Below are 13,515 nucleotides of genomic sequence, written 5' to 3'. Positions count from 1 at the left end.
CTTCAACATGCAAATCGCAACCAGCGGACAATCCCGGCAATCATTGCTCTTCTGCTTGTCGGGGCAGCACGGCATATCTGCCGTCATGTCCGACATGTCCGCCACCTGGCTCATACCGGTCAATGAAGATCCGGCCGCCGCGGGCACAGCCAGCGGCGCAATTGTCAGGCCTGCCGTCACGAGGACGGCGAGCAGCAATCTGAACAATTGGCGAACATTCATGTCGCGACAGTCTCACAAATGACGGGTGCTGAAAAGGTCACCCTGTTCACAACTGCACCAGCGGGAGATTGGGTGGTTAATCGTTCATCCCGGCCTGGCGTCCCGCATGTCGCGGCTATTGATATGGAGACTTCGGGCCACCGTGATAGCGCCACGGCGTCCGGGCAGCGTCCGGAACACTCGCCGGCTGCACGCGCATCGCCCCCTGATCATAGCCGAATGCGGACATTGGATCGCGCTGCACGGCAACGGTACCCACCGGGGCGGCTTCTGCGGTCTCGTTGGGCAAGTATCTCCGGTCGGAGGCCGTCAGGCCCGCCTGCGCGGTTGCCGATGCCACCACAAGCGGCGCGAGGATTGAGAAGGCAAGAAGGCATTTGTTGATCGACATCGTCGGCTCCATCATTTTGCTGAAGCGCATTGATTTGCGCTTCCAATCATGAGTTCGGAGCCGGCGTTTCCCCCGTTACACGCTCACGCTGACGTGAAAGATCTGATCTGCTTTCACCAGCGCAGCAACCGCGGCCCTAATGCCGCGCCTGCAAGTGTGCACAGCACGATCGTGCCGCCGTACCACAGCGCGACGAAGGGCAATGAGTCATCGGTGCAGTGGAGCGCATAGCCGACGGCGCTTACGCCACCTGCGACGAGGCCGCCGAATGCCCCCGCCAGCACCAGATTGGTCGGCGCCGCCTTTCTGACTGCCCAGATCACCACGGCAAACGGCACGATCGCGATGATCGGAACGGAGATCAGGCATTCGAGCCATTGGTCTCCCATGACCATCCTGTCCCAATGCGAGCTGGGCGCCTGGCCGAGGCTGATGGCGGCAAGCAGCATGATCGCTCCGAACGGCAGTGCGGCAAGTCCAAGCGAGATCTTTCGCTCGCCGCCCGGCCGCGCCAGCCGGGTCAGATAGGCCGATGCCGCGCCGACAATGCCGACCGCGAATGCGAGCTTCAGAAAGAGAAAGGTCACGGCGCGCGGCGTGGCGAGGTCGGCGCGAACGCCGAGCCCGGCAAACACGAGGCCAAGCGCGGCAATCAGCCCTAGCCCGAGCGCGATAGCGACGGTCCGGCCGACCAGCCGGCGATCGACCGGCTCGACATTGTTGCTCAGCGCCGCGATGAGTTCGTCCGTCTTCATGGCTCCGTCCTCCCGGCGATCAACGCGGCCAAGGCCTTCAGCCCGCGATGAACGCTGACCTTCACACTGGATTCCGACATGTCGCACCGTTGCGCCGCTTCGGCGACGCTCAATCCATCGAGCTTCACGGCCGCGATCGCGCACTGCATGTTATCAGGCAATTGCTTGAGCAATCGCCTGACGTCAAAGCTGCTCTCGGCGCCGATATGATCGTCATGCGCGGTGATGTCGTCGGCCGCGTCGATCGACACGTCGGCGCGCGAGGCGCGCGTGCGGCGCAGGAAATCGATCAGCTTGTAGCGCGCGACCGCGTGCACCCAGGGCGTCAGCTTCTGTGCCGGATCGTAGGTGTGCCGCTGCAGGTGAATTGCCAGCACGGCCTCCTGCACCAGATCCTCCGCCTCCGCCGCGCCGCGGCCGCTCCTCGCAAGCTTGCTCTTGTAGTAGGCACGCAAATGCCGGCTCAGGCGCTCCAGCAACGCCCGGTGGGCCGCCGCATCGCCATCCTGGCTGGCAAGCATCAGTTGCTTGAGCTCGTTTTCCGCGGTCGTCATGCAGCGCTTCTATGGTCTGGTTCGCTCAGGCGGCCGGTTTGGTTACACCCCGATCGGCCAAACCATGAATATTTTTGATGCCGTTACGGATTCGGTTCGATTCGCGCGTTATCGACGTCGGTTCGCGAGTTCATTGCGCCTGGATAAGCCCGTCTTTGGCGACCGCCGATCACAATCTTGCCACTTGACCTGAGCGATCGCCGAAATGACATGAGGAACTGACCAACGGATCCGCGGCCCATGCAACTCATCTCAACCCTGACCTGTCCGGCCTGCGGCTTTGCCGCGACCGAAACCATGCCGACCGATGCCTGCCAGTTCTTCTACGACTGCCGCGGCTGCGGCACCCGCCTCAAGCCGCTTGCCGGCGATTGCTGCGTGTTCTGCTCCTACGGGACGGTCCCCTGCCCTCCGGTGCAGACGCGCGGCGAATGCTGTGGCGGGTCAGAGCCAGCCTGAGCCCTGCCATTGATTTGCCCGGCGGGGCCCGCCCCCGCGGCGAAGATGTTTCGGTTGATCGGCCAGGCAAGCCCAATCTCGCCGGCGACAGCACGAAGTAAGCCCTGCGGCTGTCGTTTCGAATGAGCCCAATTAGTAGGACTGGGCTGAGGGTGCAGCATTCATCAGCAGCACACCAAAAAGAAGCACCAAATAGAGCATCGAAAACACGAACAAGCGACGAGCAGGCCGCCTTTCCTTGTCGTGGCTCCGACGTACCTGCCATGCGAGAAAGATCATGGTCGCTCCCAGCATCGCCGCGGCCGCGCCATAGATGGCCCCCGCGAATCCCAGTGCACAAGGCAGCAGCGAGATCGGAACCAAAAGCACGCTATAGAGAAGAATCTGGCGCTTTGTTTCGGTCTTGCCGGCGACGACCGGCAACATCGGCACACCGGCGCGGGCATATTCTCCAGCAAGATTGAGCGACAGTGCCCAGAAGTGGGGTGGCGTCCAAAGGAAGATGATCAAGAACAAGATGAGCGGCTCGAGCCCGACGCTTCCGGTGACCGCGACCCAGCCGATCACCGGAGGGAGTGCGCCAGCGGCGCCGCCAATGACGATATTTTGCGGTGTTCGGCGTTTGAGCCACATCGTGTAGACGACGACGTAGAAGAAAATCGTGAAAGCAAGGAGTGCAGCAGCGGCCATGTTCAGGAGAGTGCCGAGGGCCAGGACGGCGCACGTCCCGAGCATCAATCCGAAAACCAGTGCTTCCGAGCGCGATACACGGCCGCCAGGAATTGGACGGATGGCGGTACGCGCCATCACCGCATCGATGTCGGCATCGTACCACATGTTGAGAGCACCTGCAGCGCCAGCTCCCGCAGCTATGCAAGCAAGAGCAACGACGCCGGTCACGGGATCGATGCCGCCTGGGGCGACCATGAGACCGACCAGTGCGGTAAAGACGACCAGCGACATGACGCGCGGTTTCGTCAGTGCGACATAGTCTCCGATGTTCGTATAGCTCCGGCGAAGAATTGAACGATTGATTTGCACGAGATTGATTCCTCGTCAGTTCGATACTCAAGAGGCCATCGGTCGAAGGCCTTCTTCGCAGAGTCCCAGATGGCGAGTTATCGGCCGTCCTGCCTCTAGCTCGCTGATGCGAAAAACATGACCCGAAGCAGATGCGTATAATCGGATTCGAACACCATGATCCCTACAAAGACCAGCACGAGCACTGGCGGCAACAGGATGGCGTAGGCCAAAGCCAACCGCTCCCAGGCCATGTGCATGAACACGGCAACGATCAGGCCGGCCTTCAGCACCATGAACAGCAGGATCAGTGACCATCGGAGATGGCCATGGATGCCAAAGAAGTCGACGAGGTATGAGCAGGTGCTGAGCACGAACAGCCATCCCCAGACCACGAGATAGAGCTTGATCGGATGCTGCTGGCCCTTTGCGTGCGTGGCTCCCGATGCGACTGCGTCGTGCACATACGCGTGCAGCCCATGTTGCGTTGCCTGCCCTTCCACATGTACCGCTGCGTTTGTCATGCGCCAACCTCACCAGAGATAGAAAAAGGCAAAGATGAACACCCACACCAGATCGACGAAGTGCCAGTACAGGCCCATGATCTCGACGATCTCGTAATACCCCCTGCGGCTCGTGAAGAAGCCGCGCCGTTCGACGTCGAAGTCTCCCCGCAAAACCTTTCGCGCGATGGCGATCAGGAAGATCACGCCGATGGTCACATGGGTGCCGTGGAAACCGGTGATCATGAAGAAGCAGGCGCCAAATTGCGGCGCGCCCCACGGGTTGCCCCACGGCCGCACGCCCTCCATGATCAGCTTGGTCCATTCGAAGGCCTGCATTCCGACGAACGTCGCGCCAAATGCCGCGGTGGCCAGCATCAAGGCCGCCGTTTTGGCGCGATCCCGGCGGTAACCGAAGTTGACGGCCATCGCCATCGTGCCGCTGCTGCTGATCAGGATGAAAGTCATGATCGCGATCAGGATGAGCGGGATGTGCTTGCCGCCGAGATTGAGCGCGAAGACTTCGCTGGGATTGGGCCACGGCACGGTCGTCGACATTCGCGCCGTCATGTACGACAGCAGGAAGCAACTGAAGATGAAGGTGTCGCTCAGAAGGAATATCCACATCATGGCCTTCCCCCAGGACACGTGCTTGAAGGCACGCTGGTCCGAGGCCCAGTCGGCGGCGATGCCGCGCAATCCGGGTATCGTGCCGGGCGACGTCTTGGGGGTTGCCAGTGTGGTTTCCGTCATCGCTTCCTGCCCTCGCTAGGTGAGCAACTGGCGACAGATGTCGATGAAATTGTCGGTCCAGCCCGTCAGCAGACCGAGCAAGATCAGCCAGACCAACAACAGGAAATGCCAATAGATGGCGCAGAGCTCCACGCTCAGGCGCATCTGCATCATCGGCGCGCCACGCCACACCTTCGCGGTCGTCCTGCCGAGCGCCACCAGACCGCCCATCAGATGCAGTCCGTGCACCGCAGTGATCAGGTAGAAGAAGGAATTGGCTGGATTGGACGCGACGAAATAGCCGGCGGCATTCAGCTGCTGCCAGACCAATAGCTGCCCGGCCAGGAAGGTCATGGCGCATGCCCCGCCGATCAGCAGGCCGACGATCAAGCCGTCAATGTCGTCGCGTCGCGCGGCCATCAGCGCCCATTGCAGCGCCACGCTGCTGATGACCAGGACGCCCGTATTGAACCACAACAGCCTGGGCAGCGGCAGCTCCCGCCAGTCCACCATGCTGTTGCGCATGGAGTAGGCACTGATCAGGAGCGCGAACAAGGAGCCGACGACCGCGAGAAATACGCCCAGTCCGAGCTTCGCCGTCGGCACGGACGAACCGCGCTCACCGCGAACATCGACGTCCACCCCTTGCTCGAGCCAGGGTTTGGCGGTCAGCCCTTGCTGCGAGAGCCACCATCCCGCGATCGCTGCGATTGTAACAGTGAACAGGATGATGGCACTCACGGATGGGCTCCCTGCGTCGCCAATCCGGCCGGCGGTTCATTCTGCGGCACAAAATCCCTGGCGACGCCCGGCACGCTGTAATCGTAGGCCCAGCGATAGACGATCGGGAGGTCCTTGCCCCAGTTGCCATGTCCGGGCGGGGTTTCCGGTGTCTGCCACTCCAGCGAGGCGGCTCCCCAGGGGTTGCTGCCGGCCTCTTTCCCCTTCAACAAGCTCCAGATGAGATTGAACAGGAAGACAAGCTGGGCGAAGCCGACAATCAGCGCCGCCACGCTCATGAACGCATTGAGGTCATGGGCGGATGCCGGGACGAAGGCTGTCTCGCCGATGTCGTGATAGCGGCGGGGCATCCCGAGCAGGCCCAGATAGTGCATGGGGAAGAAGACCGCATAGGCCCCAATGAACGTCACCCAGAAGTGGAAACGTCCAAGCGCCTCGTTGAGCATGCGTCCGGTGACTTTCGGATACCAGTGATAGATTCCGCCAAACACGGCCATGATCGGCGCGATCCCCATCACCATGTGGAAGTGCGCGACAACGAACATGGTGTCGGACAGCGGAACGTCCACGACCACGTTGCCGAGGAACAGCCCGGTCAGGCCGCCATTGACGAAAGTGATGATGAACGCGAGGGCGAACAGCATCGGCACCGTGAGATGGATGTCACCGCGCCACAGCGTCAGCACCCAGTTGTAGACCTTGATCGCAGTCGGGATGGCGATGATGAGTGTCGTGGTGGCGAAGAAGAACCCGAAATACGGGTTCATGCCGCTCACATACATATGGTGCGCCCATACGACGAAGCTGAGAGCACCGATTGCCACGATCGCCCAAACCATCATGCGATAGCCGAAGATGTTCTTTCGGGCGTGGGTGCTGATCAGATCGGAAATGATGCCGAAGGCCGGCAAGGCGACGATGTAGACCTCGGGGTGGCCAAAGAACCAGAACAAATGCTGGAACAGGATCGGGCTGCCGCCGCCATACTTCGTCAGCTGGCCCATCTCGACCAGCGTCGGCATGAAGAAGCTGGTTCCCAGGAGGCGGTCCAGCAACAGCATCACCGAGGCGACGAACAGCGCCGGGAAGGCCAACAGCGCCATCACGGTGGCCGTGAAGATGCCCCACACCGTCAGCGGCATCCGCATCAATGTCATGCCGCGCGTGCGGGCCTGCAGCACCGTCACCACATAATTGAGCCCGCCCATCGTGAAACCGATGATGAACAGGATCAGCGAGGCCAGCATGAGAACGATGCCCCAATCCTGCCCGGGGGTACCGGAGAGAATCGCCTGGGGTGGATAAAGCGTCCAGCCTGCGCCGGTCGGCCCGCCGGGCACGAAGAACGTCGCGACCAGCACCAGCACCGCGAGCAGGTAGACCCAGTAGCTCAGCATGTTCACGTAGGGGAAGACCATGTCCCGCGCGCCGACCATCAGCGGGATGAGGTAGTTGCCGAAGCCGCCGAGGAACAACGCCGTGAGCAGGTAGATCACCATGATCATGCCGTGCATCGTGATGAACTGGAGGTACTGATTGGCATCGATGAAGGAGAATGTGCCGGGAAATCCCAGTTGCAGCCGCATCATCCACGACAGCACCAGCGCAACCATCCCGATCGACATCGCCGTGATCGAATACTGGACGGCGATAACCTTGGCGTCTTGCGAAAAGACGTACCTCGTCCACCAGCTGTGCGGGTGATAGAGCTCGACCTCACCTACTTCGGCGGGCGGGATGCCTGCGACCTCATCAAACGGGATATCGACCATCGGAATAGCCTCCTTGGTCTTCCGCTCAGCGACGAGTTCACCTCATATCCGGCTGATCCTCGTCGGCATGTTCATTCGCTACCAGTCTTGTACGCGGCCTTCGCGACGTCGTGCTGGCTTGACAACTCCGCAAACGTCCGCTGCTTCTCGAGCCACGCGTGATATTCTTTCGCTTCCTGCACGACGACCCTGCTCCGCATCTGCGCGTGCGCGACACCGCACAGCTCCGCACAGAGGACGTCGAATGTTCCGGTGCGGGTGGGCGTGAACCAGTAATAGGTCACCGAGCCAGGTATCATGTCCATCTTGGCCCGGAACTCGGGCACGTAGAAATCATGCAGAACGTCGATTGAGCGGAGCAACACCTTCACCGGCTTCCCAACCGGCAGATGCAGATCGTCGCTTTGAACGACGATGTCGTCCTGTCCGTTCGGATCGTTGGGGTTCAACCCGAGTGGATTGTCGGAACTGATCAGGCGCGCATCTGACGTGCCGAGCCGGCCGTCCTTTCCGGGAAGCCGATAGCTCCACATCCACTGTTGTCCAACGACCTCGACGTCGGTCGCGTCGTCGGGAACGGTGACGAACTGGTGCCAGACGACCAGGCCGGGCGCCAACATGGCTGCGACGCCGACTGCCGTCACGATGCTGAGCCACCATTCGAGCTTCTTGTTTTCGGGATTGTAGGCGGCCCGCCGTCCCTCCTTGTGGTGGAAACGGAAGACGCAATAGGCCATGAACGCGATGACCGCGCAGAAAACCGCCCCGGTGATCCAGAACGTCAGATTGATCGTATCGTCGATGTAACGCCAGTTTGAGGCGATCGGCGTCCACCACCACGGGCTGTAGAGATGAAACAGCACCGAGGCGACCGCAACCAGGAGCAGCATGATCGCTACAGCCATCCCTCATTCCTCCTTGCCATTGAAGGCTACGGAGACGAACGAAAGGGCGGAGCTCACGTCAAAGGGACGGTGTCACGTTCACAATCACCGTGCCTCTTGCCTCGCCCATTCTGCCGGTCGCGACGCTGGGACATGACAAAAGCTCAACGTCACGGCCGCAACCTCATCGGAGCTGGGGGCGTTCAGTCCTTCAACATGGTACCCGTCGAGCCCGGCGTCAATAGGCGTCAATGAGGAGTATGCCCGGCTCGGTCCGGCGCGTGTTGGCCGCAATGCATTGCATGCCGCAAGAACCGATCGCCCTCCCCCATCACATGGTGCATCGCAAAACCCGGTTTGCGCCAATGCACAATTCTCCGCGCCGCGTTCGCCTCCTTGTTTCTGCCGCGCATCGGACTAGTCTTACTGGACCGGTTGCGACAAATGTCGTCCGGCAAGCTCCTTCTGGTTGAACCTGATTTGCCGGACTCAGTCGCGATTTTCGCGCATGAGGCGGATGTGCGTGTGTTGATGGCGCTCCGTTCCCCTGCGGCCACAAGCAAGGAGACCGGAACCATGACCACCGTATTCGCACGCCCCAAGCTGCAGTTGTTTGGCGTCTCTACCGCCTTTGTCGTTCGCAAGATCAGCCTTTCCGACTTGGGCGACGCGCTGCGCCTCGGCTGGGAAGACTTCAAAGCCATCCCGACCCACGCAATCGTCCTGTGCGTGATGTATCCCGTCCTCGGACTTGTCCTGTTCAGACTTGTGATCGGCTATTCGGTGCTGCCGCTGCTGTTTCCGCTCGCCGCCGGCTTCGCCCTGATCGGTCCTTTCGCCGGACTAGGCCTCTACGAACTGAGCCGCCGCCGCGAGCGGGGGGAGGAGCCGGGAGCCTGGGATGCAATGCAGGTGCTGCGCGCGCCGTCGTTCGGCGCCATGCTCGAACTCGGCATTCTCCTGTTCGTTCTGTTCGGGGTCTGGATCGCCGCCGCGGACGCGATCTACATTGCGACTTTCGGCTATGCTCCGGCTGCGAGCATCCCTGATTTCGCAGAGCGCGTGTTAACGACGCCCGAAGGCTGGTCGCTCATCATCGTCGGATGCGGCGTCGGCTTCCTTTTCGCCTTGGTTGCCCTGTGCGTCAGCGTCGTCTCGTTTCCACTGATGCTCGACCGCCATGCGACAGCAATCGATGCGATCCGCACCTCGATCCGGGCCGTGATGATGAATCCAATTGAGATGGCGGCGTGGGGATTGATCGTTGCGGTATTGCTCGCCGTGGGCTCACTGCCATTCTTCGTCGGTCTCTGCGTCGTTCTGCCGGTGCTTGGTCATGCGACCTGGCATCTTTACAGGAAGGTGATCGAGCCTGACCCCAATCCTCCGCAAGAGGAGCCGCGCCCGCCGATCGGTCACCGCTACGCGGCCGATTTCCCGGCCTCGCTCTTCCCGTGGAGCCGTGAGCGTTAGTGATACCGGCGCGAGCTTGATCGCTCACGAGGCAAGGCGGGCGTAGTTGTTGTCGCGCCGCGCCGAGGCTTGGCTGGCAACGAACTCGACGTGCCGCGGTCGCGAGAACGCGGTGCCGCGCGCGAGCCGAAGTCACCCTCGACCCGCGAAGCACAGCTGTGCCATCCCTCAATCGGTCACGTCTGCTTCAACGCCGCCGGGTCGACCGGCATCTTTCGCAGCCGCTTGCCGGTTGCCGCGAAGATCGCGTTGCTGATCGCAGGCACGATGCCCGATGTCCCGGTCTCGCCCATGCCGCCGGGCGGCTCGGTGCTCGGCACGATGTGGACCTCGATGGCCGGCGCCTGATCGATGCGCAGCATCTGGTAGCTATCGAAGTTGCTCTGCTCGATGCGGCCGTCCTTCAGCGTGATTTCGCCATAGAGCGCGGCGGTGACCCCGAAATTGATGCCGCTCTGCAGCTGCGCCTGCACCGTGTCGGGATTGACCACGGTGCCGCAATCCATCGCGCAGACGACGCGGTGGACGCGGACCGAACCGTCCTTGGCAACCTCCACCTCGGCAATTTGCGCGAGGTAGCTGCCGAACACGAACTGCAGCGAAACGCCGCGGCCGCGCCCGGCGGGCAGCTTGCCGCCCCAGCCGGCCTTGGCCGCGGCAAGCTCGAGCGCCGCCTTGGCGCGCGGCGACTTGCCGAGCAGCGCCCGGCGATAATCGACGGGATCCTGCTTGGCGGCCGCCGCCATCTCGTCGATCACGCTTTCGGTGACGAACACGTTGTGCGAGGGCCCGACGCTGCGCCAGAACGCGGTCGGAATGCCGGGCGGCTCGACCCGGACATATTCGACGTGGAAGTTCGGAATGTCATAGACGAGATCGATCGCGCCCTCTGTCGTGTCGGGGTCGAGACCGTTGCGGAACGCCGGCGGTGCCCATCGCGCAATCACCGACGAGCCGGCGAAACGGTTGTTCCAGGCGACCGGCTTGCCGGATGCATCGAGGCCGACCGCAATCCGGTCGCACCAGTACGGCCGGTACATGTCGTGCTGGATGTCCTCCTCGCGGGTCCACACCACCTTGACCGGCGCATCGACCTGCTTCGCGATCTGCACGGCGCGGATCACCCCATCGACCTCGAGCCTGCGGCCAAAGCCGCCGCCGAGCAGGTGATTGTGCACCACCACCTTCTCCGGCGGCAGGTCCAGCATCTTGGCGGCCACCGCCTGCACGCGAGAGAGGGCCTGGTTACCGACCCAGATTTCGCAGCCGTCGGCGCGGACATGCACGGTGCAGTTCATCGGCTCCATCGTCGCATGGGCGAGGAACGGCAGCTGATAGGTCGCCTCGAGTTTCGTCGCCGCGCCTGCCATTGCCTTGTCGGCGTCGCCGACATTCTGCGCGACCGCGCCCGGCTTCGTCGTGGCGGCCTCGAGCTCGCGCGCGATATCTGACGTGGCGAGCTTGGCGTGAGCCCCCTCGTCCCACTCGATCGTGAGCGCCGCGAGACCCTTCTTCGCCGCCCCCATGTGATCGGCCACGACGGCGACGGCGTCGTCGAGCTTCACGATCTGGCGCACGCCGTTGACGGCCTTCGCCGCTGCATCATCCACGCGCTTGACCCGCCCGCCGAACACCGGCGACTGCGCCAGCGTCGCAATCTTCACGCCCGGTGGCCGTGCGTCGATGCCGTAGACCGCCGAGCCGTTGATCTTGGACGGCGTATCGAGCCGCTTGGCCGGCGTCCCTATCAGCTTGAACTCGGCCGGGTTCTTCAGCGCCACATTGTCTGGCACCGGCATCTGCGCCGCATCGGCTGCCAGTTCGCCGTAACCGAGCTTACGTCCCGAGGCTGCGTGATGCACCTCGCCGTTCTCGGCGCGGCACGAGCCGGGCTCGACGTTCCAGCGCTTCGCCGCGGCCGCGACCAGCATCGCCTTCGCGGTGGCGCCGGCTTTCCGCATCGGCTGCCAGGCGCCGCGCATCGCATTCGAATTGCCGGTGGCCTGCACGCCGAGCAGCGGATTGGCATAGAGCTTGTCGCTCGGCGGCGCGTGCTCGAGCTGGACCTGATTGAGGCCGATCTCGAGCTCCTCGGCGATCAGCATCGGGATCGAGGTGTAGGTGCCCTGCCCCATCTCGACATAGGGCATGGTCAGCACGACCTTGCCGTCGCCGCCGATCCGGATGAAAGCATTCGGCGCGAAGCCATCGGACGTCGCAGCCTCGCTCTCGCGGCTGGCGAACGGCAGGCACACGCTGAGCAGCAGGCCGCCGCCTGCGATCGCGCTGGCACGAAGGAAGTTGCGGCGCGACAGATCGGCGGCGCGCTCAGACAGATTGTCGATCAGCGTCATGGCTCAACCTCCCGACTGCGCGGCTTGCTTGATGGCTTCGCGAATGCGCACATAGGTGCCGCAGCGGCAGATGTTGCCCGACATCGCGTCGTCGATATCAGCATCGGTCGGCTTCGGCTTGCTTGCGAGCAGGGCGGAGGCGGACATGATCTGTCCGGACTGGCAGTAGCCGCATTGCGGCACCTCATGCGCGAGCCAGGCGTCCTGGATCTTCTTGCCCGCCGGCGTCTTGCCGACCGCCTCGATGGTCGTGATCTTGGAGTCGCCGATGCTGTCGATCGTCGTGATGCATGAGCGCACCGCGCTGTCATCGAGATGCACCGTGCAGGCGCCGCACAGCGCCATGCCGCAGCCGAACTTGGTGCCGGTCATGCCGAGCACGTCGCGCAGCACCCAGAGCAGCGGCGTATCGCCGTCGGCATCGACCGAGTGACTGGTCCCATTGATCATGATCTGGAAAGGCATCCTGACACTCCTGTCTTGGTTCGAGACCCGGCCCGGACTGCGCCCCTCCGGGCGCAACCGGCCACATTCCAAAGCGATCCCGCGCGCATTCGCGCTGATTACTCACTTATGGTAATAAATCCAATTCCAGTGCTGCATAAGCGGCACGATGATGCGCTATGAAATAACCATTGGTTTATAATTATGGACCGACTGACCAGCATGTCCGTGTTCGCCCGCGTCGCCGATCTCGGCTCCTTCACCGCGGCGGCCAAAGAGCTGCGGATCTCGCCGACCATGATCGGCAAGCATATCCGGTTTCTCGAGGACCGGCTCGGCTCGCAACTAATCAACCGGTCGACGCGGCGGCAGGGCCTCACCGAGCTCGGCCGCAGCTATCTCGATCACTGCAGGCATTTGCTGGAACAGGCCGAGGCCGGCGATGCGCTGGTCGAGGAGGCCTTGAGCGCGCCGCGCGGCAAGCTCCGCGTCGCGACCTCGGTCGCCTTCGGGTCGTACAGCCTGGCGCCCGCGCTGGTCCGCTTCATGAGGAAATACCCGGAGGTTTCGGTCGACCTCGTGCTCAGCGACAAGATGGTTGATCTGCTCGAGGAAGGCCTCGACGCCGCGATCCGCGTCGGCACGCTGACCGACTCCACCATGATGTCGCGCTCGCTGTCGCCCTACACCGGCGTGGTCTGTGCCGCGCCAGGCTATCTCGCCGAACACGGCACGCCGACCCATCCGGCGGATCTCGGCGGTCATGAATGCCTGCGCTATCCCGGCTGGTCGGATGCGCGAAGGTGGACCTTCTTCGGACCGGAGGGTGAGGTCCATGTCGATGTCGGGAGCCGCCTGACCATCAACAACGCGTTCGGCATCCGCTATGCGGCGCTCGCCGGCGCGGGCATCGTACTGATGCGCGACGAGCTGCTGGCCGACGACATCGCCGCGGGACGGTTGCAGGTACTGCTGCCCAATTACACGACGCAAAGCCGCGCGCGCCAAATCCTGTGGCCGAAGCACCGCAAGATGACCCCGAAGCTGCGCGCCCTGATCGACTTCATCGTGGAGACCTATGGCTGAGACAAATTGATCCGACGGGCAACTTGAAGGTGATTGTTGCGCGACGCTGGGGCCACAGCCCTCTTCAACAACACGGCCCTGTGGTTATGGGTCCTTGCTTTCGCAGGGAGAACGATCGGGATGCA

The 13,515-nt window shown here is 62.7% G+C and carries 14 protein-coding genes; 3 read left to right on the top strand and 11 right to left on the bottom strand.

Annotated elements, in window-relative coordinates:
* Window positions 1-337 precede the first annotated feature (337 nt).
* From ACE10Z_RS19275 to ACE10Z_RS19265, 3 genes are all read right to left on the bottom strand, one after another.
* A complete protein-coding gene (locus tag ACE10Z_RS19275; protein WP_375789311.1) occupies window positions 338-613 on the bottom strand; it encodes a hypothetical protein in 276 nt (91 codons plus the stop codon).
* Between the two features lie 113 nt (window positions 614-726).
* Complete coding sequence (locus ACE10Z_RS19270; protein ID WP_375789310.1) at window positions 727-1,368, bottom strand: DUF1109 domain-containing protein; 642 nt, start codon at window positions 1,366-1,368, stop codon at window positions 727-729.
* Entirely contained in the window at window positions 1,365-1,922 is a 558-nt protein-coding gene (locus tag ACE10Z_RS19265; RefSeq protein ID WP_375789309.1) for a sigma-70 family RNA polymerase sigma factor, read from the bottom strand. Before ACE10Z_RS19265 ends, ACE10Z_RS19270 begins: the two co-directional genes overlap by 4 nt.
* A gap of 240 nt (window positions 1,923-2,162) precedes the next feature.
* On the opposite strand from ACE10Z_RS19265, the gene ACE10Z_RS19260 reads away from it, so the two are divergent.
* Window positions 2,163-2,381 (top strand): GDCCVxC domain-containing (seleno)protein, encoded by a 219-nt coding sequence (locus ACE10Z_RS19260; protein ID WP_375789308.1) that lies wholly within the window; start codon window positions 2,163-2,165, stop codon window positions 2,379-2,381.
* A 132-nt stretch (window positions 2,382-2,513) separates the two neighbouring features.
* Here ACE10Z_RS19260 and ACE10Z_RS19255 read toward each other — a convergent pair whose 3' ends face one another.
* The 6 genes from ACE10Z_RS19255 to coxB form a co-directional block, all read right to left on the bottom strand.
* Window positions 2,514-3,422 (bottom strand): heme o synthase, encoded by a 909-nt coding sequence (locus ACE10Z_RS19255; RefSeq protein ID WP_375789307.1) that lies wholly within the window; start codon window positions 3,420-3,422, stop codon window positions 2,514-2,516.
* A 95-nt stretch (window positions 3,423-3,517) separates the two neighbouring features.
* On the bottom strand, window positions 3,518-3,925 hold the full coding sequence (locus tag ACE10Z_RS19250; RefSeq protein WP_176530484.1) for a cytochrome C oxidase subunit IV family protein: 408 nt from the start codon (window positions 3,923-3,925) through the stop codon (window positions 3,518-3,520).
* A gap of 9 nt (window positions 3,926-3,934) precedes the next feature.
* A complete protein-coding gene (locus ACE10Z_RS19245; RefSeq protein ID WP_375789306.1) occupies window positions 3,935-4,657 on the bottom strand; it encodes a heme-copper oxidase subunit III family protein in 723 nt (240 codons plus the stop codon).
* A 15-nt stretch (window positions 4,658-4,672) separates the two neighbouring features.
* Complete coding sequence (locus ACE10Z_RS19240) at window positions 4,673-5,377, bottom strand: cytochrome c oxidase subunit 3 (RefSeq protein ID WP_375789305.1); 705 nt, start codon at window positions 5,375-5,377, stop codon at window positions 4,673-4,675.
* Window positions 5,374-7,149, bottom strand: a complete 1,776-nt coding sequence (gene ctaD, locus ACE10Z_RS19235) for a cytochrome c oxidase subunit I (RefSeq protein WP_375789304.1) — start codon at window positions 7,147-7,149, stop codon at window positions 5,374-5,376. Before ctaD ends, ACE10Z_RS19240 begins: the two co-directional genes overlap by 4 nt.
* 71 nt (window positions 7,150-7,220) lie before the next feature.
* Window positions 7,221-8,054, bottom strand: a complete 834-nt coding sequence (coxB, locus tag ACE10Z_RS19230; protein WP_375789303.1) for a cytochrome c oxidase subunit II — start codon at window positions 8,052-8,054, stop codon at window positions 7,221-7,223.
* Window positions 8,055-8,609: 555 nt separating this feature from the next.
* Here coxB and ACE10Z_RS19225 point away from each other — a divergent pair.
* Entirely contained in the window at window positions 8,610-9,506 is an 897-nt protein-coding gene (locus ACE10Z_RS19225; protein WP_342728350.1) for a DUF2189 domain-containing protein, read from the top strand.
* Window positions 9,507-9,682: 176 nt separating this feature from the next.
* On the opposite strand, the gene ACE10Z_RS19220 is transcribed toward ACE10Z_RS19225, so the two are convergent.
* Together ACE10Z_RS19220 and ACE10Z_RS19215 are read right to left on the bottom strand one after the other, a co-directional pair.
* On the bottom strand, window positions 9,683-11,860 hold the full coding sequence (locus ACE10Z_RS19220) for a molybdopterin cofactor-binding domain-containing protein (protein WP_375789302.1): 2,178 nt from the start codon (window positions 11,858-11,860) through the stop codon (window positions 9,683-9,685).
* A gap of 3 nt (window positions 11,861-11,863) precedes the next feature.
* Window positions 11,864-12,325: a (2Fe-2S)-binding protein gene (locus tag ACE10Z_RS19215; protein ID WP_375789301.1), complete on the bottom strand. Its 462-nt coding sequence runs from the start codon at window positions 12,323-12,325 to the stop codon at window positions 11,864-11,866.
* 183 nt (window positions 12,326-12,508) lie between these two features.
* Here ACE10Z_RS19215 and ACE10Z_RS19210 point away from each other — a divergent pair, with 183 nt between their 5' ends.
* Entirely contained in the window at window positions 12,509-13,390 is an 882-nt protein-coding gene (locus ACE10Z_RS19210) for a LysR substrate-binding domain-containing protein (RefSeq protein ID WP_375789300.1), read from the top strand.
* Window positions 13,391-13,515: the final 125 nt, after the last annotated feature.

The sequence above is a fragment of the Bradyrhizobium sp. Pha-3 genome (assembly GCF_042258615.1).
GTDB lineage: Bacteria > Pseudomonadota > Alphaproteobacteria > Rhizobiales > Xanthobacteraceae > Bradyrhizobium.
This window is presented reverse-complemented; position numbering and strand designations above follow the sequence as displayed.